Origin of the sequence: Nocardioides sp. LMS-CY, from assembly GCF_018732145.1 — a bacterium.
In the GTDB taxonomy this organism is placed as follows: domain Bacteria; phylum Actinomycetota; class Actinomycetes; order Propionibacteriales; family Nocardioidaceae; genus Nocardioides; species Nocardioides soli.
Window position 1 is genome coordinate 1378700 of sequence record NZ_CP076104.1, and the last position, 19461, is coordinate 1398160.

The following is a 19461-nucleotide window of genomic DNA, read 5'->3' on the forward strand; positions in this document are numbered from 1 at the left end:
GCAGGTTGGCAACGCCCGTGTCCTAGTCACATTCTGGGGCGGTCGCGAACCGATCGGGCTCCTCGATGGCACAGTGAAGCGTGACCGTCGATCAGGAGCCCAGCGACCGCGCGCTGCTCGCCGCCATCGGCGAGCGCGACCGCGGGGCGCTGCACGAGCTCTTCACCCGCCACCAGCCGTGGCTGGCCGCGCGCGTGCGACAGCGCTGCTCCGATCCGGCGATCGTGGCCGAGGTCGTCAACGACACCTTCCTCGTGGTGTGGGACAAGCCCGGGAAGTACCAGGGCGACGGCGAGGTCGCCGCCTGGCTGTGGGGCATCGCGATCCGCACGCTGCTGCACCGGCTGCGTCCCCGCAAGTCGGTGCTCGAGCGGCTCGGCCAGCTGCGCCACGAGCACGCGCCGTCCGCCGAGGAGGCCGTACTGCTGGCGGTGGAGCACAGCGACGTGGGCCAGGCGCTGCAGCGCCTGTCGCCCGAGCTGCTCGCGGTCGTCCGGGCCACCGTGCTCGACGGCCTGTCCACCCGTGAGGCCGCCGCCCTGCTGGGCATCCCGAGCGGCACCGTGAAGAGCCGGATGAGCCGGGCCCGTTCCGAGCTGAGGGAGGCGCTGCTGTGAGCACCCATCACCCCGCGTGGCACGCGGACGACCAGGACCTCGCGACGTACCTCGCGGGCAGTGCGCCACTCGTGCTCGCCGCGTCGCTCGAGAGCCACCTGCTGGGCTGCGCGTCCTGTCGGGGGCGGCTGGCCGCCCTCACCGGCCCGGACGAGCAGGAGCTCGCCTGGAGCCGGCTCGCCGACCGCGTCGACCGGCCCTCGCGCAGCCCCTGGATCGTGCGCTCCGCGATCGCGACCCCGCTGATGATGCAGGCCGCGCTGGTGGCGGTGTTACTGGTCGGGCTGGTGCCGCTGGTGGCCGCGTCGGCCTTCGGCGATGCCGGGCTCCTCACGCTGCTGGTGCTGGCGCCGCTGGCACCGGTGGCGGCGGTCGCCCTCGCCTACCGCGACGGGTCCGACCCGAGCGGCGAGATCGCCCTGGCCGCGCCGACCGCGGGCCTGCGGCTCGTGGCGCTGCGCGCGCTGCTGGTCGCGGCCGTCGCGCTGCCGCTCGCCTTCGGCGTGCTGCTGGCGGTCGACCTCTGGATCGACGACGTGCCCCTGCGGCTCGCGTTCGCGTGGTGCCTGCCCGGCCTCGCGCTCTCGGCCCTGGTGCTGCTGGCGGGCACCACCCGGATCGATCCGCTGCACGTGGCGCTCACCGCCAGCGTGGGCTGGGCGCTGCTCGTCGGCGCCGTCGTGGTCGCCCACCGCACGCTGCGACCGGAGGTCTTCGCCGACGCGATCGCCGGCCCGGGCGTGCAGGCCGTCGCCCTGACCGTCGCGCTCGCGGCCGTCGCGCTCACCGTCGTACGTCGCGACGCCGTCGCCTACCGGAGGATCGCATGATCGAGGCCATCGCCCTCACCAAGTCCTACGGCGGCACCCGCGCCGTCGACGACGTGACGCTGTCCGCCGACCGCGGCGTGATTGGGCTGCTCGGCCCCAACGGCGCCGGCAAGACCAGCCTGCTCCGGATGGCCGCCACCGTGCTCGCGCCCGACGAGGGATCGCTGCGGCTGCTCGGCCTCGACCCCGGCCGGGCCGACGAGCGCGTGCAGATCCGGCGCCGGCTCGGCTACCTCCCGCAGAACCCGGGCCTCTACCCGGGCTTCACGCCGTACGACATGGTCGACTATGTCGCCGTCCTCAAGGAGCACACCGACCGCGAGCGCCGCCGGCACGAGGTGCGCCGCGTGCTCGAGGCGGTCACGCTCCAGGACGTGATGCACAGGAAGATCCGGGCGCTGTCCGGTGGCATGAAGCAGCGGGTGGCGCTCGCCTGTGCGCTGGTCGGCCAGCCCGACCTGCTCGTGCTCGACGAGCCCGCCAACGGCCTCGACCCCGACCAGCGACTCGGGCTGCGCTCCCTGCTGTCGGCCGCGCCGACCGTGCTGATGGCCACCCACAACATCTCCGAGGTGTCCGCGCTCTGCCAGCAGGTGTACGTCATGTTCACCGGTCGGATCCGGTTCGCCGGCACGCCCGCCGAGCTCGCCGGCCTGGCCCACGGCCGGGTCTGGGAGGACGACCGGCAGGACCCGGACGCCGTCCGCAGCTGGCTCACTCCGACCGGCAGCTACCGCCACCTCGGCGACCCGCCGAGCGGCGCCGCCGTCGTCGACCCGACGCTCGACGACGGCTACCTGCTGCTCGCCCGCATGGAGCACGCGCCATGACCGCCTGGGTGCTGCCCACGGTCCGGGCGACGAGCTGGACGCCGCTGGCCGGCGTGGCGGTGTGCCTCGCGGTGGCCAGCGCGCTGGCGGCCCATGCCGGCGCCTGGCCGGACAGCCTGACGGGCGTCGCCACGGCCGCGGTCGCCGCGGCGGTCGTCGCCGGGCTGCGCGACCCCGCCGCTGCGCTGCTGGCGGCGGTGCCGACGTCGCACGCCGTACGCCGAGCCCGTCGACTCGCCCTGCTGCTGCCGGCGGGGCTCGGCCTATGGCTCGCCGCCGTCGGGGGCCCGCTCCTCGGGCTGCTGGCGCTGACCACCTCCGGTCTCGCCGTCGCGGTCTGGGCCGGCGTGCCGCTCGGTGTCGCCGCACCCGTGCTGTGGGTGATCACGGCTCGTGCCGTCGACATCGACTGGGACCCCCGACCGGAGCTCGTGACCGTCGCGGCCGGTGCCGCACTATGGATGGGACGCAACCGATGACCACGACCGCGACCCAGGAGCTGGCCCGGATCGAGGCCCGCCGCTCGCTGCGGCACCCGGCGCCCTGGCTCGGCCTGGCGCTGTCGGGGCTGATGGCCTGGAACACCTGGGAGGAGACGTGGTCCGGGCAGCGCTACACCGGGCTGGTCGCCTCGCTGACCCCGCTGCTGCTCGGCATCTCGCTGGCCAGCGTGGCGGCGTTCGGCCGAGAGCTGGTGCCGGTCGCCGACGACGCCCCGCTGGGTCGCGCCCGGCGGTCCGCCGCGCGACTCCTGGGCGCCCTGCCGTTGGTCGGCGTCGCCGTCCTGCTGGTGGTGGCGGCGGCGCTCTGGCTGCGCTCGACCGGCGGGCTGTCGCTCGGCGACGAGCCCGGCCGCACCGCGCAGGCCCACCACACGCTGCCCGAGCTGGTCCAGCTGGGCCTCCTGGCCTGCCTCGCGGTGGCCGTGGGCGCGGCGGCCGTGCACGTGCTCCGACAGCGGCTCGCGGCGTCGATCGTGCTGTCGATCGGCTGGTTCCTGGCCGGCGCGACGTACTGGATCTTCAACGGGCCGGTGCTCCGCGCGCTCGCCCCGGTGCAGGTGCAGCCGGTGTACGTCGACGTCGGCCCGCCCGAGACCGACCCGCTGACCTTCCCGGCGGACTGGCTGCTGTCGGCTCCCGGTGAGTTCCAGGACCACTGGGCCCGGGTCGTGGTGTCGCCGGCGCTGGCGTGGTGGCACAACGCCTACCTGGTCGGCCTGGTCCTGCTGGCCGTCGCCGTCGCGGTGCCCGGGCGGGCTCGCCGGCCGTTGCTGGCGGCGGGTGCGGCGATCGCCGTGGCCGGGGTGCTGCTGCAGCAGGCGGTGACACCGTGAGGGCGCTGGTCGCGGCCGCCGTGGCGGTCCTGGCGCTGGCCGGCTGCGCGGCGCCGTACGACGACGACGGCGAGCTCGCCCCGGTGGGCGCGCTCGCCGGCGGGGCCGCTCCCGACGAGGACGCGACGCCGATCGTGGTCGACACCGACCTGGCCGGCGACGACCTGGTGGCGCTGGCCTATCTGTTGCGCCGGCCCGACGTGCGCGTCGTCGCGGTGACGATCGCCGGGACCGGGCTGGTCGGCTGCGATCCCGGCGCCGACCTGGTCGCCGACCTCGTGCATGCGCTGGGGGAGGGCTGGGTGCCGGTGGCGTGCGGCCGTGAGGACCCGGCCCGGCAGTGGCCGCGCGAGTGGCGGGCCACGGCCGCGGTGGCGCCCGGACTGCCGCGGGTGGACACCACGTTCGTGCCGGCCTCGGACCCGGCGCCGCTGTCGATCGCGAAGCTCGCCGGCTCGACCGACGACCTGCACGTGGTCGCACTCGGCCCCCTGACCAATCTCGCCGACCTCGCCGAGCGGTGGCCGGAGAGCTACCGGCGGCTCGCCGGGATCCACACCATGGCCGGGGCCGTGAGCGTCCCGTCGATCGACGGGGTCGCGGAGTGGAACGCCGCGGCCGACCCGGCGGCGTTCGCCGCGGTGCTGGCCGGACCGGTCCCGGTCACGGTGGTACCCGACGACCCGATCCCCGCCGGCACGCCCGACCTGCTCGCCGCCTTCCCCGTCGTCGGCCCGATCGTGGCCGCGACCGAGGTCCCGAAGCGGTGGGACCTCGCCACCACCGCCGCCTTCGTCGAGCCCGGCCTCGCCACCGTCGAACGCGGTGCCTGGGAGGTCGACGACTCCGGCCGGCTCAGCCGCACCGGCCCGGGCCGGGTCGCCGTCGTCGACTCCCTCGACCCGGCCGGCCTCGAGGCGGCGTACGACGAGGCGTTCTCGGGATAGTCCGTCACGTTCTGGTTGCCCCACCGGCGGATCGTCGGCCAGAACGTGACGGACTATCCCCGACGCTCAGGGCACCACGGACGCACCGGAGGGGAGCGGCTGGCGGCCGGTGAGAGCGAGCACGACGTCGACGCCGAGCCCCTGGCGCAGCGCGCTTGCGCTGGCCAGCGCCAGCGTGTCGGCGAGCGCCTCGGTGGGCGGCGTGAAGTCGAGGCCGGTGGCGCGGGCGATGTCGAGGCAGTGGACGGTGAGCTCGAAGGTGCGGGTCGGCAGGTAGTCGCTCACCCGCATGCCACCGCCCGCGGTCCGGATGACGACGTCCTCGCCCTCGAGCAGGTCGAGCGCGGCCTCGGCGTCATCGCGCGCGGCGCGCAGGGCGGCCATCGGGTCGTCGCCGAGCAGCACCCCGGCCTCGACGCCGCGCTGGTGGATGGCGTCGCGGGTGGTGCCGTCGGCGAGCCGGCTGACGACGGCGAAGTAGTCCGCCGCGTCCTCGGCGTCGACGTGTTCGGCCCGGGTGTCCAGGTAGGTCGTGACGGTCAGGAGCGAGCGGCCGGCGTGCCCGATCAGCGAGCGCAGGTCCCAGTTGCCGAGGCCCGGGCCGGCGTACCGGTCCGGTGGCACCTGCGCGGCCAGATCGAGGAACGCGGCGGCGGCCTCGGCGTACGTGGCGCGGACGGTGTCGAGCGCAGTCATGTCTCCATTGTGGGAACCCCGGTCACCCCCGTGCCCCGATGGGTCGTTGGCGCGCGGGGGGCGCCGACTCCACTAGGGTTTGACCGGAAGTCGCACACCGCCGCCCCGGGGGTCCTAACCTCGGGTGATTTGTCGCCCAGATGACCATGAGGACACCGTCATGACCGAGACCAACGACCCCACCGGGTCCACCCCCGATCCCGCGGCCGCGCCGCCGCCGTACTCCGCACCGGCGCCGTCCGGTGAGGCCGCTCCGGCGTACCCGTCGGCCGCCCCGCTCGCGCCGATGGCCGGCCCGGCCGACGGCCCGATCGGCCAGGTCCGCAACACCGGTACCTGCGTGCTGCTCACCATCGTCACGCTCGGGTTCTACACCTGGTACTGGTGGTACAAGACCCACGACGAGATGAAGCAGCACACCGGCACCGGCATCGGCGGCCCGATCGCGTTGCTGCTGACGATCCTGGTCGGCATCGTGATGCCGTTCCTGACCTCCAACGAGGTCGGCAACATGTACGAGCGCAAGGGCCGGGCCAAGCCGGTCACCGCGACCACCGGCCTCTGGTACCTGCTGCTCGGCTGGTTCTTCCTGGTCGGCGCGATCGTGTGGTTCGTCAAGACCAACGCGGCGCTCAACGACTACTGGCGCTCCCAGGGCGCCCAGGGCTGAGGCCCGGTCAGGTCCGGACCGCGAGCTCCGCGCCGAGCCGAGCGCCGGCGCGGAGCTCCAGGTCGTCACCGGACCAGAAGCGACCGGGGTCGTAGTAGTTGGTCGGCCGGTCGCCGTCCAGCAGCCCCATCGCGGCGTACGTCGCGGCGACCACCTCGGCGCAATAGGTGAGCTCGGCACTCGCGGCGCGGCGTACGCGCCCCCGCGCCCAGCGGCCCACGAGTTTGGCCGTGGACGGGAACGGCGTGCCGTCGAGCCGGGCGATCGTGCGCAGCACCGCGTCCTCCATCTCGGCGGTGACGGTCGCGTCGAGCTGGCGCAGCCAGGCCTGCTGCTCGTACCGGCCGGTCCACTGGACCACCGCCTCGCGCAGGTCGTGGAGCTGGACCCCACGATGATGGCTGTCGGTCCAGACGTCGCGCAGTCCCTTGCCGAGCTCGGCGTGCCACAGCAGCGGCGGCAGGTCGTCGAGCACGACCGCCATGCCCACGTGGTTGACCGGCGCGTTGGTGACCAGCCGGATAGCGTGATCGGCAGCGGAGCGGCCGCGGAAGAGCCACAGGTCGCCGGTGCGGGTCAGCTCGACCGCCTGGTCGAGGGTGAGCTCGCTCGACGCACCGTCCGTCGCGCCGTTCATCGATCGTCCGTCGCAGGGGTCATCGGGAGGTCCTCATGAAGCTGTGGAAGGTACTCGGTCTGGCGGGGCTGGCCGGGGTGGCCGCCTCCGGGGTCATCATCGCGCGCGACCAGCGGCAACGCGCGCAGCTCACGCCGGAGCAGGTGCGCGACCGGCTGCACGAGCGGCTGGCGTCGGGCGAGTCCCCGCCGTCCTCTCCCTGAGGGGTCTCCCAGCCGGCTCCCAGCCGCCTTCAAGTGCGGGCCCCCACGATGGGCGTGCCCGCCGGGTGGCGGGCATCCGACCGAGAGGACCGCTCATGTCCACCCTCCAGCTCAATCGCCGCCAGGCGTGGCGCACGATGTCCATCCAGGACAAGCACCAGCGCCTGCAGGCCCTGCGTCAACGACAGCAACGACAGGTGGAGTTCGAGATGCTCCGGCTGCAGGCGCACGTCCGGTGACCCGTCGCTCGTCGGGTCCGGGACGTCGTACGAACGGGTCGGCCCGGCCCGTTGGTACGACGTCCCGGACCCCTCAGCCGTCGTGCGGGCGGATCAGCCCCCGTTGTCGCCGCACGGCGCCCCGTGGATCCCGGGTGTCAGGTCTGACGCCGAAGCCGGCTGCTGCTCGTTTCCCCGGCTGCCCGGGGAAACGAGGAGACACGCCGACGCCCCGCCGGGGTGGTCAGGGAAAGCGAGTGCGACGCGCCGGGGAACGACGGCGTGTCGGGCTCGGTCTGCCTGACCGCCTCCGCCGTACGACCGCCGCCGCCGGGAGCCCCGGCGACGAGCCCGGCGCACGAGCCCCGCGCACGAGCCCCAGCTACGGGAGCGGGTCCACCTCGCGGTAGCCACCGACGTCCGCGGCGAGCAGCCCGAGGTGGTGGTTGCCGTCGCCCAGCAGATGGTCGAGCGCGGTGAGGCGACTGGTGTAGCTGCCGATGCTGTACTCCGCGGTCATCCCGATGCCGCCGTGCAGCTGGATCGCCTCCTGGCCGATGTGGCGGCCGGCCCGGCTGACACCGAGCGACGCCCGGCTCGCGGCGGTGGCCACGTCGGCGTCGGAGCCGCCGTCGAGCACCATCGACGCCCAGAGTGCCAGGCTGCGCGCCTGCTCGAGCGAGACGTACATGTCCGCCGCGCGGAAGGTGAGCGCCTGGAAGGTGTTGAGCGTGACGCCGAACTGCTTGCGGCTCTTGAGGTACGCCGCCGTGGTCTCCAGCGAGAACTCCATCGCACCGACGGCCTCGTGGCAGGCGGCGATCCGGGCGACGTCGAGCACCCCCGCGATCACGCCGGTGCGGTCGCCCCGGTCGTCGCCGAGCAGGTCCGCCGGGGTGCGGGCGAAGGTCACCTTGGCGGCCCGGCCGCCGTCGTGGGTCCGGTAGCCCTCGCGGGTCAGGCCGGGGGCCTCGTCGGTGACCACGAAGAGGCCCGTCCCACCCGCGGGGAGCGCCGCCGACACGACCAGGATGTCGGCGCGCGCGCCGTCCGGCACCGGCTCCTTCACGCCGGTCAGCGTCCAGCCGTCGTCGGACGACGACGCGGTCACCGCGGACGCGGTCGGCTGCCAGCGCGAGCCCGGCTCGGCGTGCGCGAAGGCCAGCACCGAGCCGCCCGAGGACACGTCGTCGAGGAGCCCGATCCTCTGCTCCTCCGACCCCGCCGCGGCGACGGCGCCACCGGCCAGCACCACGGAGGTCAGGAACGGCTCGGGTGCGAGCACCCGGCCGAGCTCCTGGGCGACGATCCCGACCTCGACGGCGCCGGCGCCCATCCCGCCGTACGCCTCGTCGAAGGGCAGTCCGAGGACGCCCATCTCGGCCAGCTGGGTCCACACCTTCTCGCTGAAGCCGGGCTCCTCGGCGACCACCCGGCGGCGGTTCTCGAAGTCGGCGTACGCCTTGCCGGCCAGCCCGCGCACGGCCTCGCGCAGCGCCTGCTGCTCCTCGTCGTAGTTGAAGTCCATGACGTCGTCCCCTCAGAGTCCCAGGATCGTGCGGGCGATGATCTGGCGCTGCACCTCGTTGGAGCCGCCGTAGATCGAGGCCTTGCGGAAGTTGAGGTACGTCGGCGTCGCGCGCCGGGCCCACCACGGCAGGTCGGAGTCGTCGCCGGCCCCGCTGGCCAGCGAGGCCGGCCCGGCCAGGTCGACGACCAGCTCGGTGACCGCCTGCTGGAGCTCGGTGCCCCGCAGCTTGAGCACCGACGACGCGGGGTGCGGCTTGCCGTCGGTCGAGTGGGCGACGACGCGCAGCGCGGTCAGCTCGAGGGCGAGCAGCTCGTTCTCGAGCTCGACGATGCGGGTCGAGACCAGTGGGTCGTCCAGCAGCGTGGTGCCCTCGCCCGTGGACACCGTGGCCGCCCACTCCTTCGCCTGCGCGAGGTTGCGCTTGGTCGCGCCCACCGGAGCCACGCCGACCCGCTCGTTGCCGAGCAGGAACTTGGCGTAGTCCCAGGCGCGGTTCTCCTCGCCGACCAGGTTCTCGGCCGGCACCCGGACGTCGGTGAACCAGACCTCGTTCACCTCATGGCCGCCGTCGATCAGCTCGATCGGCCGCACCTCCACGCCGGGGGAGGTCATGTCGATGAGCAGCATCGAGATGCCGGCCTGCTTCTTGACCTCCGGGTTGGTGCGCACCAGCGTGAAGATCCAGTCGCCGTACTGCCCCAGCGTGGTCCACGTCTTCTGGCCGTTCACGACGTACTCGTCGCCGTCGCGCACCGCGCGCGTCTTCAGCGACGCGAGGTCGGAGCCGGCGTCGGGCTCGGAGAAGCCCTGGGACCACCAGATGTCGAGGTTCGCGGTCTTGGCGAGGAAGCGCTCCTTGAGCTCCTGGGAGCCGAACTGCGCGATCACCGGGCCGATCATCGACGCGTTGAAGCCCAGCGGCGGCGGCACGAACGCCCGCTGCATCTCCTCGTGCCAGATGTGGCGGCGCAGCGGGGTCCAGTCCCGCCCGCCCCACTCCACGGGCCAGTTGGGTACGGCGAGGCCGGCCGCGTTGAGGATCTGCATGCTCGACACGAACTGCTCGCGGGTGAGCTCGCGCCGCTCGGCGACGGCGTCGCGGATCTCCTGCGGGATCCTCGTGGTGAAGAACTCCCGCATCTGATCGCGGAACTCGGCGTCCTCCGCCGACAGCGCCAGCTGCATCGGTGCACCTCCTGGGTTCTGCCCTGGATCCTGCAGGGACCTGCGCGGCGGGCTCCGCGCGAGCCGACCCCATCATGCCGCAGAAGAAAAGCGACCGCTCAGTAGGTTCGAGCCGTCATCCGGCGCGTTCCGGACTCAGATCTCCGCGCGCATCCCGTCTCGCACTGGGCATACTGGGCGGTGATGACCGAGGAGAGCGCCGAGCGCCGGCGCGGGTTGGAGATCGACTGGCTCAGGGCGGTCGCCGGAGCACTGGCGGCGGTCGCCTCGGCGTTCCTGCTCTCCTTCCTGGGCGCGGCCGGCACGATCATCGGCGCGGCCATCGGCAGCCTCGTGGTCACGATCTCGAGCGCCGTTTTCACCCAGGGCCTGGCGACGAGCGGGCGCACCCTCGCGAAGGCACAGGGCAGTGCGGCCCGCAAGGTCGGGATCGCCCAGGCGGAGGTACGTCGGGCCGAGCGGGCGACCGACACCGCGGCCCACGACAGCCACCTCGACCATGCCGACGAGCGCCTCGGCGCCGCCCAGGAGGAGCTGGACGCCGTCGCCCGGGTGGCCCAGACCTCGTGGCGGGAGCGGCTGCGGTCGCTGCCGTGGCGCCACGTGCTGCTCGCCGCCGGGGTGCTGTTCGTGGTGGCGATCGTGCTGATCACGGCGCTCGAGCTCGCGGCCGGCCGCAGCGTCTCCTCCATCACCGGCGGCTCGGGTGACGGCGGCACGACCATCGGGAACGTCGGCGGCCGCGGCGGTGGCCAGCAGGACGACCAGGACCGCCGCGAGGACGACGGTGGGTCGCAGAGCCCCTCGCCGACGCCCTCGGAGGGGTCGCCCACTGAGACTTCCAGTCCCAGCGGCACCGAGACGCCGACCCTGGCTCCGACGCCCTCCGACACGCCGACGGAGACGCCGACCGAGGCCCCGGCGGAGACCCCGACGCCGGCGGCGCCTACCGAACTTGGGGAAACCTCTTCCACCACTCCCTGAACAACCGGCCGGATCCGACGTAGCCTTTCTCGAAGGAAGGCTCGGGAGCAGACACGTGGAACTGGGGAGCACAGTGCGACGGGGAGTCATGGTGGCGGCCACGACTCTCGTAGTCATGGCTGCCGGCACGCTTCCCGGAGCATCCGCGAGCAGCGACTCGACCACCGTGGTCCGCGGCACGGCGTTCCCGGCCGGCAACCGCGCCCAGCTCACCGTCGTCGGCTGCGACGACGTCTTCCAGCGCTCCGCCGAGCCGGTGCGGCCGCAGATCGGGTTGGCCACCGGAGCCGGCGCCACCGGCGAGCGCAGCCTCGGCTTCGACACCGCGGGCGGCAGCGCGACCGGCATCGTCAGCTACGTCGAGTCGATCGCCGACACCAGCGTCGCCGGGGTCTCCGTGCACGCGGAGGGCGGCACCACCGGCGTCGCGTACGTCGGCTACCAGGCGCCGGCCGACGTCGGCACCAGCACGATGTGGATCGGCCGCGCGAGCCTGACCGCCCCCGCCTCGGCGGGCTGGACCACGGTCGACGTCCCGGGTCTCGGCTACGCCTGGACCCAGTACGACCTGGCCACCCAGCAGCCGGTCGGCGGCCAGGTCGGATCCTCCGGCGTGCCCGCCTTCGTGCAGGCGATGGGCGGCGACGGCTACGGCTTCTACGCGGTCGGCTTCGGGTGCGACGGCAACCCCTTCAACATCGACGCCTGGCGGATCGGCAGCCCCGGGGCGACCGCGACGTACGACCTCGAGGGCTACGCCACCCGTACGTCGATCGCCGGACCGACCGCGCCGGTGGCGCCCGACCAGCGGGTGACGCTCACCGGCCGGGTCGTCGACGACCTCGGTGCGCCGGTGAGCAGTGCGCGGGTGGTGCTGCAGGCACTCAAGCCGCACGGGGACGCCGGGGACGAGAACGACTGGGAGACGGTCCGGGTCGTCGTGGGCTCCAGCGTCGCGGTGACCCTGCGGGCCCGCGAGACGACGACGTACCGCTGGAAGGTGTTCGCGACGCCGATGGCCGAGGGCAGCGCGTCGGCGCCGCTGGTCGTCGAGGTCGAGGAGCCGACCGACGAGCCGACGGACCCGCCGTCCCAGCAGCCCAAGCAGGCGCCTTCCCAGCAGCCGTCCGGGTCCTCCGCGCCTGCCCAGCAGCCCAGCCAACAGCCCAGCCAACAGCCGACCCAGCAGCCCACCCAGGTACAGCAGCCCGCGCAGGAGCCGGCGGCTCCCGAGCCGCCGGAGAGCTCGCCACCGGCCGCGGACCCCACCCCGAGCCCGGCGCCGCCCACCGCCGCGACCCCGACGCCGGACCCGGCCGCCGAGTCGACGAAGCCGAGCCCGACGCCCGCGTCGGAGCCGTCCGCATCCGGTGGCACAGCCGAGGTCGAGGCGAGCCCCGCCGGTTAGCGTGACCCCATGCATCCCCTGGTGGTGATGGGTGTCTCGGGCTCGGGCAAGTCGACGGTCGGTGCCGCGCTCGCGCAGCGGTTCCGTGTCCCGTTCGAGGACGCCGACGACCTGCATCCGTCCGCGAACATCGCGAAGATGAGCCGCGGTGAGCCGCTCGACGACAGCGACCGCTTCCCGTGGCTCGCGCTCGTGGGCGAGTGGCTGGCGGTCCACGAGAGCGGCGGCGTGATGAGCTGCTCGGCCCTGAAGCGGAAGTACCGCGACCAGATCCGCGGGCTCGCGCCGAACGTCCGGTTCCTGCTGCTGCACGGGACCCCCGAGGTGATCGCGGCCCGCCAGGCCGCTCGGCCCGGTCACTTCATGCCCGCGTCGCTGCTCGCCTCGCAGTTCGCGACACTCGAGCCGCTGCAGCCCGACGAGGACGGCATCGTCATCGACGTCGACCAGAGTGTCGACGCCATCGTCCAGGGGTATGTGGACTCCGTACGTGTCGAGGAGCATCTCGGGAAGGACTGACCCATGGAACTCGTCCGGCCGATGATGGCCGACGATCTCGTCGAACCGGTGGCCGCGGGCTGGCATCTGGTCCTGGCAGCGCTGATCGGCATCGCGCTGCTGGTCGTCCTGATCACCGTCCTCAAGGTCCACCCGTTCATCGCGCTGATCCTCGGCGGGCTCACCGTCGGCATCGTGGACGGCCAGGACGTCAACACCGTGCTCACGTCGTTCACGACTGGGTTCGGTACGACGGCCGCCGGCGTCGGCGCCCTGATCGCCCTCGGTGCGATGTTCGCCAAGCTGCTCGCCGACTCCGGAGGCGCCGACCAGGTGGTCGACACGATCGTCGGCCGGTCGTCGAAGGCCTTGCTGCCCTGGGCGATGGCGCTCGTCGGCGCCATCATCGGGCTGCCGATGTTCTTCGAGATCGGCCTGGTCCTGCTGATGCCGGTGATCTACCTGGTCGCCCGGCGGGCGCAGGTCTCGCTGATCACCGTGGGCATCCCCGCGCTCGCGGGCCTGTCGGCGATGCACGGATTCGTGCCGCCGCACCCCGGACCGGTGACCGCGATCGACCTGCTGGGCGCGAACCTCGGGGTCACCCTCGGCCTGGGCCTCCTGGTGGCGATCCCCACGATCATCGTGGCCGGCCCGCTGTTCGGCGGCATCGCCGGTCGTTGGGTCGTCGTCGAGCCACCGCACACCTACGACACCGCGGAACGCGATGTCGCCAACCGTCCGTCGTTCGGCGTCACCATCGCCACGATCCTGCTGCCCGTCGTGCTGATGCTCGGCAAGGCGATCCTCGACATCGTCATCGACGACGACACCAACATGGTCCAGCGCGTCGGCGACGTGATCGGCAACCCGCTGATCGCGCTCCTGATCGCCGTGCTGGTCGCGATGTTCACCTTCGGCGTCGGCGTCGGCATGGACAAGAACCGGCTGTCGGAGACGGTGGCCGCGTCGCTCCCGCCGATCGCCGGCATCCTGCTCATCGTGTCGGCGGGCGGCGGGTTCAAGCAGGTGCTCGTCGACAGCGGCATCGGCACCGTGCTGGCCGACTGGGCCAAGGACGCAAACATCTCCGTGCTGCTCCTCGCCTGGGTGCTCGCCGTGCTGATCCGCCTGGCGACCGGGTCGGCCACGGTCGCCACGATCACCGCGTCCTCCCTGATGACCGCGCTGGTGGCGGGCATGTCGACCGGTGAGGTCTCGCTGGTGGTGCTCGCCGTCGGCGCCGGCTCGCTGTTCTTCTCCCACGTGAACGACGCCGGCTTCTGGCTGGTCAAGGAGTACTTCGGGATGACCGTCGGTCAGACCGTCAAGACCTGGTCGTTGATGGAGACCGTGCTGTCGGTGACCGGCCTGGTCGTCGTGCTGATCCTCGGCATCTTCATCTAGAAACCCGCTGAGCGCGCGCACCGGCCGCGGACGACGCGTCGCGCCGCAGCTCGGTGATCCGTTGCTCAGCCTCGACCCAGGTCGTAGAGGTAGCGGCCCGTCGGCACCAGGTCGAGGTCGCGGTCGGCGCCGATCCGGGCGACGCTGGCCATCAGCTCGGTGATCCGCCGGCCGAGCTCGGCGTCGTCGCTGCCGCTGCCGTAGAAGGCGTGCATGTCGGTGACGGCGGCCGCGGGGAAGAGCTCCTCCACGATGCCGTCGATGCGCGGGGCGCCGGGGGTGAGCGGCTCGTGCACGACGTTCTGCACGTAGCCGATCGTCGCCTGGGTGCGGATCCCGACCGCGGTGTGCTCGACCATCCAGCGCCGCAGCCACTCGGCCCGGTCGAGCTCGGCGGGCCGGCGCAGCACGGCGACGTTCGCCAGGGCGTCGGCGCGGCTGCCGTCCCACGCCTCGGGCGGGTCGAGCCGGCGGCGCTCGTCGACGGCGTACCCGTGCGCCGTGCCGACCTCGCCGAGCTCGCGCGCCACCTGCGCGGGATCGCCGTCCCAGACGCTGACGAAGCCGTCGACGGGGTCGGGGAGGTGGTCGATGCGGAGGGCATCGGCGACCTGCTCGTCGGCGACGTTGACCTGCAGCCGGCCCACGCCGGCGGCGGCGAGCCGCTCGTGCAGACGGGCGTCGCGCAGGTCGGTCGCCACGTCGACACCCCAGACGGCGAAGACGAACTTGCTGAAGCCGGGTTCGCTCACGAGCCCCCACCGTAGGGGATGCTCAGGCGGTACGCCGCGGGACGAGCTCGTCCGGCGGCAGCGGGACCGTGCCGGCGTCGGTCGCGAGGTGCAGCATCTCGAGGCGGACGCCGCTCGCGGCGCCGGCCTCCAGCAGGCAGCGCGCCCACACCCGGTCGTCCTCCTCGATGCCCGCGCCCGGCCGGGAGAGCAGGAAGGCGAAGCTGCCGCCCGGATCGTCGTCGTCGAGGCCCCGGAGCAGGTCGCCGAGCTGGCGGACCAGCTCCGGCCCGGGTCGGTCCTCGCACTCGGTGATCTCGGTGACCACCGGGATCGGGCGGTGGTCGGCGTCGACGCGCAGCAGCCAGATGCTGCGGCGGTCGAAGCCCCAGGGGCCCATCAGGTGGCGCCAGACCTCCTCGAGGGCGGCCTGGGTGCGAACGGTGGGTCGGTACGGCTCGTCCATCCCGTGAGCCTCGCACCGATCGGCCGACGGCGTCGGCGCTCATCCACAGGCCCCGTCATCGCACCGAGCGATAGACCTCGACGGTGCGCTCGGCGATCGCGGTCCACGAGAAGTCGGCGACGGCGCGCTCGCGGCCGGCGCGGCCCATGGCGGCGGCCCGCGCCGGGTCGGACACCACCGCGGTGAGGGCGGCCGCGAAGTCGGCGACGTACCGGTCCGGGTCGAGCGGCGTGCCGGTGCCGTCCGTGGCCTGCGCGATCGGCACCAGTACCCCGGTGACGCCGTCGATGACGACCTCGGGGATGCCGCCGGTGGCGGTCGCCACGACGGCGGTCTCGCAGGCCATCGCCTCGAGGTTCACGATGCCGAGCGGCTCGTAGATCGACGGGCAGGCGAACGCCGTCGCGGCGGTCACCAGCGCGACGACGTCGTGCCGCGGCAGCATCTCCGAGATCCACACGACACCCGAGCGCGAGGTCCGGAGCCCGTGCACCAGGCCCTCCACCTCGGCCAGGATCTCCGGCGTGTCCGGTGCTCCTGCGCAGAGCACGATCTGCACCTCGGCGGGCAGCGCCGCGCAGGCGCGCAGGAAGAGCGGTAGCCCCTTCTGCCGGGTGACCCGCCCGACGAACACCACCGACGGCCGGTCCGGGTCGACCCCGAGCTCGCGGACGCGGTCGGGGTCGACCCGCGGCGCCCACTGCGTGGTGTCGATGCCGTTGTGCACCACGTGCACGCGAGCCGGGTCGACGGCGGGATAGGACGACAGCACGTCGTCGCGCATCGCCGCCGACACCGCGATCACCGCCGCGGCCGCCTCGTACGCCGTGCGCTCGGCCCACGACGAGATCGCGTAGCCGCCGCCGAGCTGCTCGGCCTTCCACGGCCGCAGCGGCTCGAGCGAGTGGGCGGAGACGACGTGCGGCACGTCGTACAGCAGCGCGGCGAGGTGGCCGGCGAGGTTGGCGTACCAGGTGTGGGAGTGCACCAGCTCGGTGCCCGCGCAGCCGTCGGCGATGGCGAGGTCCACCCCGAGGGTGCGCAGCGCGGGGTTCGCGCCCGACAGCTCGGCGAGGTCGGCGTACGACGCGGTCAGCGGCTCGTCGCGCGGCGCCCCGAACGCGTGGACGTGGGCCTCGACGTCCGCGCGCATCCGCAGCGCCCGGACCAGCTCGGCGACGTGCACCCCGGCGCCGCCGTAGATCTCGGGTGGGTACTCGCGGGACAGCACGTCGACTCGCACGATGCGAACTTACCCGTGGTCGAGCGGGTCGCGACCCCACTACGTTGGACCCATGGCGCCCGGCTCCCGGAAGAAGGTCCTCGCGATCGTCCTCGCGGGCGGGGAGGGCAAGCGCCTGATGCCGCTCACCGCGGACCGGGCGAAGCCGGCGGTGCCGTTCGCGGGCATCTACCGTCTCATCGACTTCGCGCTCTCGAACGTCGTCAACAGCGGCTACCTGCAGGTCGTGGTGCTGACCCAGTACAAGTCGCACAGCCTCGACAAGCACGTCACCCAGACCTGGCGGATGTCGACGATGCTCGGCGACTACGTGACCCCCGTGCCGGCGCAGCAGCGGGTCGGCAAGCACTGGTACCTCGGCAGCGCCGACGCGATCTACCAGTCGCTGAACCTGATCCGCGACGAGCAGCCCGACATCGTCGTCGTGGTGGGCGCCGACCACGTCTACCGGATGGACTTCTCCCAGATGGTCCAGGCGCACGTCGAGAGCGGCGCGACCTGCACGGTCGCGGCGATCCGCCAGCCGGTCGGCCTCGCCGACCAGTTCGGCGTCATCGACGTGCACCCCGACGACCCGACCCGGATCCGCGAGTTCCTCGAGAAGCCGACCGAGGTCGCGGGCCTCCCCGACAGCCCGGGCGAGGTGCTGGCGTCGATGGGCAACTACGTCTTCGACGCCGACGTGCTCGTCGAGGCGGTGACCCGCGACGCGACCGAGATCGGCTCCAAGCACGACATGGGCGGCGACATCGTGCCGGCGTTCGTGCGCCGCCAGCAGGCGGGCGTCTACGACTTCCGGGACAACGACGTCCCCGGGTCGACCGCGCGCGACCGCGGCTACTGGCGCGACGTCGGGACCCTCGGCTCCTACTACGCCGCGCACCTCGACGTCGTCTCGCCGCTGCCGGTCTTCAACCTCTACAACTTCGACTGGCCGATCTACACCTCCTACGGCCCGCAGCCCCCGGCCAAGCTGGTACAGGGCAGCGCGGGCGAGCCCGCCCTGGTCGACGAGGCGGTGCTCTCGCCGGGGATCGTCGTCACCGGCGGCTCCGTGAGTCGCTCCGTGCTCTCGCCGTCCGTGCGGGTCGACGCGGGCGCGGAGGTGCGCGGCGCGGTGCTGATGCACGGCGTGCACGTGGGCGCCGGTGCGGTCGTGCGGCACGCGATCGTGGACAAGCACGTGGCGATCCCGCCCGGCGCCCGGTTGGGGGTCGACCCGGAGGAGGACCGGGCCCGCGGGTTCGTGGTCGAGGACGGGCTGACCGTGCTCGGCAAGGACCAGGCGTTCCCGGTCTAGGCCCATGTCCACGCCCACGCTGCCCACGCCCACGCTGCCCACGCCCACGCTGCCCACGCCCACGCTGCACACCGGGCGGCTGCGGCTGCGCCTGGTCGCCGATGCGGACGCGGACGCCCTCTGGGCGCTGCACAGCAGCGCCCAGGTGCTGCGCTACTGGGACTCGCCGCCCTGGACCGATCCCGAGCGGGCCGGGCGCTTCGTCGCGACCTGCCGGCGGATGGCCGAGGACGGCAGCGGGGCGCGGCCGGTCATCGAGCGCGCCTCCGACGGGGCGTTCCTCGGCTGGTGCGCGCTGGTCCGGTGGAACCCGGACCACCGCAGCGCGTCCCTGGGCTACGTCCTCGGCGAGGCGGCATGGGGCAACGGCTACGCGACGGAGGCCGCCGGGGCGCTGCTGCGGTGGGCCTTCGACACGCTGGACCTGAACCGGGTCCAGGCCGAGGTCGACACGCGCAATGCGGCGTCCGCCCGCGTCCTGGAGAAGCTCGGCTTCGTGCGGGAGGGGACGCTGCGGGAGGACTGCGTCGTGAACGGCGAGGTGTCGAGCTCGTGGGTCTACGGGCTGCTCAGGCGCGAGTGGCGGCCGCCGTCCGACTCCCGCGCTTGCGGATAGGGAGCCCGTCTAGAGGACGCCGGCCGCCCGGGCGGCGTCGGCGTACGCCGCGGCCAGCGTGGGGGCGGTCTCGTGCGCGTTGAGCCCGCTGGGGTTCGGCACCACCCACAGCTCCGCGCCCTCGATCGGCTCCGGCTGGCGGCCGAGCGCGGCGCGCCGCTGCCCGAAGGCGACCCGGTACGCCGTGACGCCCGCGATCGCGACCACCCGCGGCGAGGTGCGGCGTACCGTCTCCACCAGCTCCAGCCCGCCCGCGCGCAGCTCGTCGTCGGAGAGCTCCGACGCCCGGGCGGTCGCGCGGCGCACGATGTTGGTGATGCCGATCCCGCGGGCGCGCAGCCGGTCGCGGTCGGCGTCGATCATCCCGTCCGACGGGCTGACCGGCTCGGTGATGATCCCGGCGAGCAGCAGCGCCGGGTAGAAGCGGTTGGCCGGGTGCGCGAAGTGGGTCTGCGTGGCCGCCGTCCAGAGGCCGGGGTTGATGCCCACGAAGAGCAGCCGGAGGGCGGGGTCGTCGGGGCCGGGCAGCAGGTCGGGGACCTCCGCGTCGCGGAAGGACTCCAGCTCGGCGCGGGTGAAGCGGGCCACGGCCGCAAGCCTGCCAGGTGCCGTCGGCCGCCCGGAACCCGGGCCACCGCGCCCGCGTCGAACCATCATGCGACGCACCCTCGCGACGGTCGCGCTGGTCCTGCTCCTGGCCGGCGGCTGCGGCGACGACCGCGGCGGCGAAGCCCCGGGTGCGGCGCCGGCCTCGCTCGCACCGGGCGAGATCATCGAGGTTGCGATCCTCACCGGCACCTCCGCCGGCGGCCGGGTGACGACCGAGCTGACCGTGCTGGCCGACGAGCAGGCCGTGCGGCGCTACGTCGAGCGGTTCCGCAACGACCGCCTCCAGGGCCAGATCGTGCGGGCCGCCGAGCGGGCGCGGGTGCCCGAGGACCGGCGGCTGGCGGCGGCCGTGGTGGCGATCGGCTGCGAGGTGCCGACTCGCGTCGTGGGCACGAGCACCGGGGGAGAGACGGTCGTACGGGCGGTGCTGCCGTCGCCGACCAAGCAGTGCCTGGCGCCGATCACCAGCGTGGTGCTGGTGCTGGTGCCCGCCTGAGTT

Annotated in this window: 24 protein-coding genes; 16 read left to right on the plus strand and 8 right to left on the minus strand. The window is 73.6% G+C overall.

The genetic code is table 11. The annotated features are described in order from the left end of the window. Positions 1–80 precede the first annotated feature (80 nt). The 6 genes from KM427_RS06570 to KM427_RS06595 are packed head-to-tail and all read left to right on the plus strand — an operon-like array spanning position 81 to position 4560. The gene (locus KM427_RS06570) at positions 81–617 is read left to right on the plus strand and encodes an RNA polymerase sigma factor (RefSeq protein ID WP_183591338.1); all 537 of its coding nucleotides are present in this window, start codon (positions 81–83) and stop codon (positions 615–617) included. Further along, on the plus strand, positions 614–1447 hold the full coding sequence (locus tag KM427_RS06575; protein ID WP_215526690.1) for a cupin domain-containing protein: 834 nt from the start codon (positions 614–616) through the stop codon (positions 1445–1447). The genes KM427_RS06570 and KM427_RS06575 overlap by 4 nt, the downstream gene beginning before the upstream one ends. Further along, complete coding sequence (locus KM427_RS06580) at positions 1444–2277, plus strand: ABC transporter ATP-binding protein (RefSeq protein WP_215526691.1); 834 nt, start codon at positions 1444–1446, stop codon at positions 2275–2277. The genes KM427_RS06575 and KM427_RS06580 overlap by 4 nt, the downstream gene beginning before the upstream one ends. Next, positions 2274–2756: a hypothetical protein gene (locus KM427_RS06585; RefSeq protein WP_215526692.1), complete on the plus strand. Its 483-nt coding sequence runs from the start codon at positions 2274–2276 to the stop codon at positions 2754–2756. Before KM427_RS06580 ends, KM427_RS06585 begins: the two co-directional genes overlap by 4 nt. Beyond that, positions 2753–3613, plus strand: coding sequence for a hypothetical protein (locus KM427_RS06590; RefSeq protein WP_183591334.1), 861 nt, complete (start codon positions 2753–2755; stop codon positions 3611–3613). Before KM427_RS06585 ends, KM427_RS06590 begins: the two co-directional genes overlap by 4 nt. Then, positions 3610–4560, plus strand: a complete 951-nt coding sequence (locus KM427_RS06595; protein ID WP_215526693.1) for a nucleoside hydrolase — start codon at positions 3610–3612, stop codon at positions 4558–4560. The genes KM427_RS06590 and KM427_RS06595 overlap by 4 nt, the downstream gene beginning before the upstream one ends. Before the next feature lie 66 nt (positions 4561–4626). On the opposite strand, the gene KM427_RS06600 is transcribed toward KM427_RS06595, so the two are convergent. Then, positions 4627–5256, minus strand: a complete 630-nt coding sequence (locus KM427_RS06600) for a maleylpyruvate isomerase N-terminal domain-containing protein (RefSeq protein WP_215526694.1) — start codon at positions 5254–5256, stop codon at positions 4627–4629. A gap of 160 nt (positions 5257–5416) precedes the next feature. Between KM427_RS06600 and KM427_RS06605 the strand changes: the two genes are divergently transcribed. After that, on the plus strand, positions 5417–5926 hold the full coding sequence (locus tag KM427_RS06605; RefSeq protein WP_215526695.1) for a DUF4234 domain-containing protein: 510 nt from the start codon (positions 5417–5419) through the stop codon (positions 5924–5926). Positions 5927–5933: 7 nt separating this feature from the next. Here the strand turns inward: KM427_RS06605 and KM427_RS06610 are convergent, their stop codons facing one another. Continuing rightward, positions 5934–6563 (minus strand): hypothetical protein, encoded by a 630-nt coding sequence (locus KM427_RS06610; RefSeq protein ID WP_252275102.1) that lies wholly within the window; start codon positions 6561–6563, stop codon positions 5934–5936. A gap of 35 nt (positions 6564–6598) precedes the next feature. Here KM427_RS06610 and KM427_RS06620 point away from each other — a divergent pair, with 35 nt between their 5' ends. Continuing rightward, positions 6599–6766, plus strand: a complete 168-nt coding sequence (locus tag KM427_RS06620) for a hypothetical protein (RefSeq protein ID WP_183591329.1) — start codon at positions 6599–6601, stop codon at positions 6764–6766. A 95-nt stretch (positions 6767–6861) separates the two neighbouring features. Next, positions 6862–7005, plus strand: coding sequence for a hypothetical protein (locus tag KM427_RS06625; protein WP_215526696.1), 144 nt, complete (start codon positions 6862–6864; stop codon positions 7003–7005). A gap of 361 nt (positions 7006–7366) precedes the next feature. Here KM427_RS06625 and KM427_RS06630 read toward each other — a convergent pair whose 3' ends face one another. Both KM427_RS06630 and KM427_RS06635 read right to left on the minus strand, forming a co-directional pair. Further along, positions 7367–8512 (minus strand): acyl-CoA dehydrogenase family protein, encoded by a 1146-nt coding sequence (locus KM427_RS06630; protein WP_215526697.1) that lies wholly within the window; start codon positions 8510–8512, stop codon positions 7367–7369. Between the two features lie 12 nt (positions 8513–8524). Further along, entirely contained in the window at positions 8525–9700 is a 1176-nt protein-coding gene (locus tag KM427_RS06635; protein WP_215526698.1) for an acyl-CoA dehydrogenase family protein, read from the minus strand. Positions 9701–9883: 183 nt separating this feature from the next. Here KM427_RS06635 and KM427_RS06640 point away from each other — a divergent pair, with 183 nt between their 5' ends. From KM427_RS06640 to KM427_RS06655, 4 genes are all read left to right on the plus strand, one after another. Further along, positions 9884–10684: a hypothetical protein gene (locus tag KM427_RS06640; RefSeq protein WP_215526699.1), complete on the plus strand. Its 801-nt coding sequence runs from the start codon at positions 9884–9886 to the stop codon at positions 10682–10684. A 115-nt stretch (positions 10685–10799) separates the two neighbouring features. Beyond that, positions 10800–12092: a hypothetical protein gene (locus KM427_RS06645; RefSeq protein WP_215526700.1), complete on the plus strand. Its 1293-nt coding sequence runs from the start codon at positions 10800–10802 to the stop codon at positions 12090–12092. A gap of 9 nt (positions 12093–12101) precedes the next feature. Continuing rightward, complete coding sequence (locus tag KM427_RS06650; protein WP_183591323.1) at positions 12102–12611, plus strand: gluconokinase; 510 nt, start codon at positions 12102–12104, stop codon at positions 12609–12611. 3 nt (positions 12612–12614) lie between these two features. After that, entirely contained in the window at positions 12615–13997 is a 1383-nt protein-coding gene (locus KM427_RS06655; RefSeq protein WP_215526701.1) for a GntP family permease, read from the plus strand. A gap of 65 nt (positions 13998–14062) precedes the next feature. Here KM427_RS06655 and KM427_RS06660 read toward each other — a convergent pair whose 3' ends face one another. The 3 genes from KM427_RS06660 to glgA are packed head-to-tail and all read right to left on the minus strand — an operon-like array spanning position 14063 to position 16437. Beyond that, entirely contained in the window at positions 14063–14749 is a 687-nt protein-coding gene (locus tag KM427_RS06660) for an EthD domain-containing protein (RefSeq protein WP_215526702.1), read from the minus strand. Between the two features lie 22 nt (positions 14750–14771). Next, entirely contained in the window at positions 14772–15194 is a 423-nt protein-coding gene (locus KM427_RS06665; RefSeq protein WP_215526703.1) for a hypothetical protein, read from the minus strand. 55 nt (positions 15195–15249) lie between these two features. Beyond that, positions 15250–16437 carry a glycogen synthase gene (glgA, locus tag KM427_RS06670; RefSeq protein WP_215526704.1) on the minus strand — a complete coding sequence of 396 codons (1188 nt, stop codon included), beginning with the start codon at positions 16435–16437 and terminating at the stop codon, positions 15250–15252. Between the two features lie 52 nt (positions 16438–16489). Between glgA and glgC the strand changes: the two genes are divergently transcribed. Both glgC and KM427_RS06680 read left to right on the plus strand, forming a co-directional pair. Continuing rightward, the gene (gene glgC / locus KM427_RS06675) at positions 16490–17737 is read left to right on the plus strand and encodes a glucose-1-phosphate adenylyltransferase (protein ID WP_215526705.1); all 1248 of its coding nucleotides are present in this window, start codon (positions 16490–16492) and stop codon (positions 17735–17737) included. A gap of 4 nt (positions 17738–17741) precedes the next feature. Further along, positions 17742–18353 (plus strand): GNAT family N-acetyltransferase, encoded by a 612-nt coding sequence (locus tag KM427_RS06680; protein WP_252275104.1) that lies wholly within the window; start codon positions 17742–17744, stop codon positions 18351–18353. Positions 18354–18362: 9 nt separating this feature from the next. On the opposite strand, the gene KM427_RS06685 is transcribed toward KM427_RS06680, so the two are convergent. Continuing rightward, the gene (locus tag KM427_RS06685) at positions 18363–18941 is read right to left on the minus strand and encodes a mismatch-specific DNA-glycosylase (RefSeq protein WP_215526706.1); all 579 of its coding nucleotides are present in this window, start codon (positions 18939–18941) and stop codon (positions 18363–18365) included. A 67-nt stretch (positions 18942–19008) separates the two neighbouring features. Here KM427_RS06685 and KM427_RS06690 point away from each other — a divergent pair, with 67 nt between their 5' ends. Continuing rightward, on the plus strand, positions 19009–19458 hold the full coding sequence (locus tag KM427_RS06690; RefSeq protein ID WP_215526707.1) for a hypothetical protein: 450 nt from the start codon (positions 19009–19011) through the stop codon (positions 19456–19458). The last annotated feature ends 3 nt before the right edge of the window (positions 19459–19461 follow it).

Coding starts and splice junctions, on each gene's coding strand:
- KM427_RS06580 (WP_215526691.1), top strand. CDS start 1,444: ATGATCGAGGCCATCGCCCTCACCAAGTCCTACGGCGGCACCCGCGCC.
- KM427_RS06585 (WP_215526692.1), top strand. CDS start 2,274: ATGACCGCCTGGGTGCTGCCCACGGTCCGGGCGACGAGCTGGACGCCG.
- KM427_RS06590 (WP_183591334.1), top strand. CDS start 2,753: ATGACCACGACCGCGACCCAGGAGCTGGCCCGGATCGAGGCCCGCCGC.
- KM427_RS06600 (WP_215526694.1), bottom strand. CDS start 5,256: ATGACTGCGCTCGACACCGTCCGCGCCACGTACGCCGAGGCCGCCGCC.
- KM427_RS06605 (WP_215526695.1), top strand. CDS start 5,417: ATGACCGAGACCAACGACCCCACCGGGTCCACCCCCGATCCCGCGGCC.
- KM427_RS06610 (WP_252275102.1), bottom strand. CDS start 6,563: ATGAACGGCGCGACGGACGGTGCGTCGAGCGAGCTCACCCTCGACCAG.
- KM427_RS06620 (WP_183591329.1), top strand. CDS start 6,599: ATGAAGCTGTGGAAGGTACTCGGTCTGGCGGGGCTGGCCGGGGTGGCC.
- KM427_RS06625 (WP_215526696.1), top strand. CDS start 6,862: ATGTCCACCCTCCAGCTCAATCGCCGCCAGGCGTGGCGCACGATGTCC.
- KM427_RS06630 (WP_215526697.1), bottom strand. CDS start 8,512: ATGGACTTCAACTACGACGAGGAGCAGCAGGCGCTGCGCGAGGCCGTG.
- KM427_RS06635 (WP_215526698.1), bottom strand. CDS start 9,700: ATGCAGCTGGCGCTGTCGGCGGAGGACGCCGAGTTCCGCGATCAGATG.
- KM427_RS06640 (WP_215526699.1), top strand. CDS start 9,884: ATGACCGAGGAGAGCGCCGAGCGCCGGCGCGGGTTGGAGATCGACTGG.
- KM427_RS06645 (WP_215526700.1), top strand. CDS start 10,800: ATGGCTGCCGGCACGCTTCCCGGAGCATCCGCGAGCAGCGACTCGACC.
- KM427_RS06650 (WP_183591323.1), top strand. CDS start 12,102: ATGCATCCCCTGGTGGTGATGGGTGTCTCGGGCTCGGGCAAGTCGACG.
- KM427_RS06655 (WP_215526701.1), top strand. CDS start 12,615: ATGGAACTCGTCCGGCCGATGATGGCCGACGATCTCGTCGAACCGGTG.
- KM427_RS06665 (WP_215526703.1), bottom strand. CDS start 15,194: ATGGACGAGCCGTACCGACCCACCGTTCGCACCCAGGCCGCCCTCGAG.
- glgC (WP_215526705.1), top strand. CDS start 16,490: ATGGCGCCCGGCTCCCGGAAGAAGGTCCTCGCGATCGTCCTCGCGGGC.
- KM427_RS06680 (WP_252275104.1), top strand. CDS start 17,742: ATGTCCACGCCCACGCTGCCCACGCCCACGCTGCCCACGCCCACGCTG.
- KM427_RS06690 (WP_215526707.1), top strand. CDS start 19,009: ATGCGACGCACCCTCGCGACGGTCGCGCTGGTCCTGCTCCTGGCCGGC.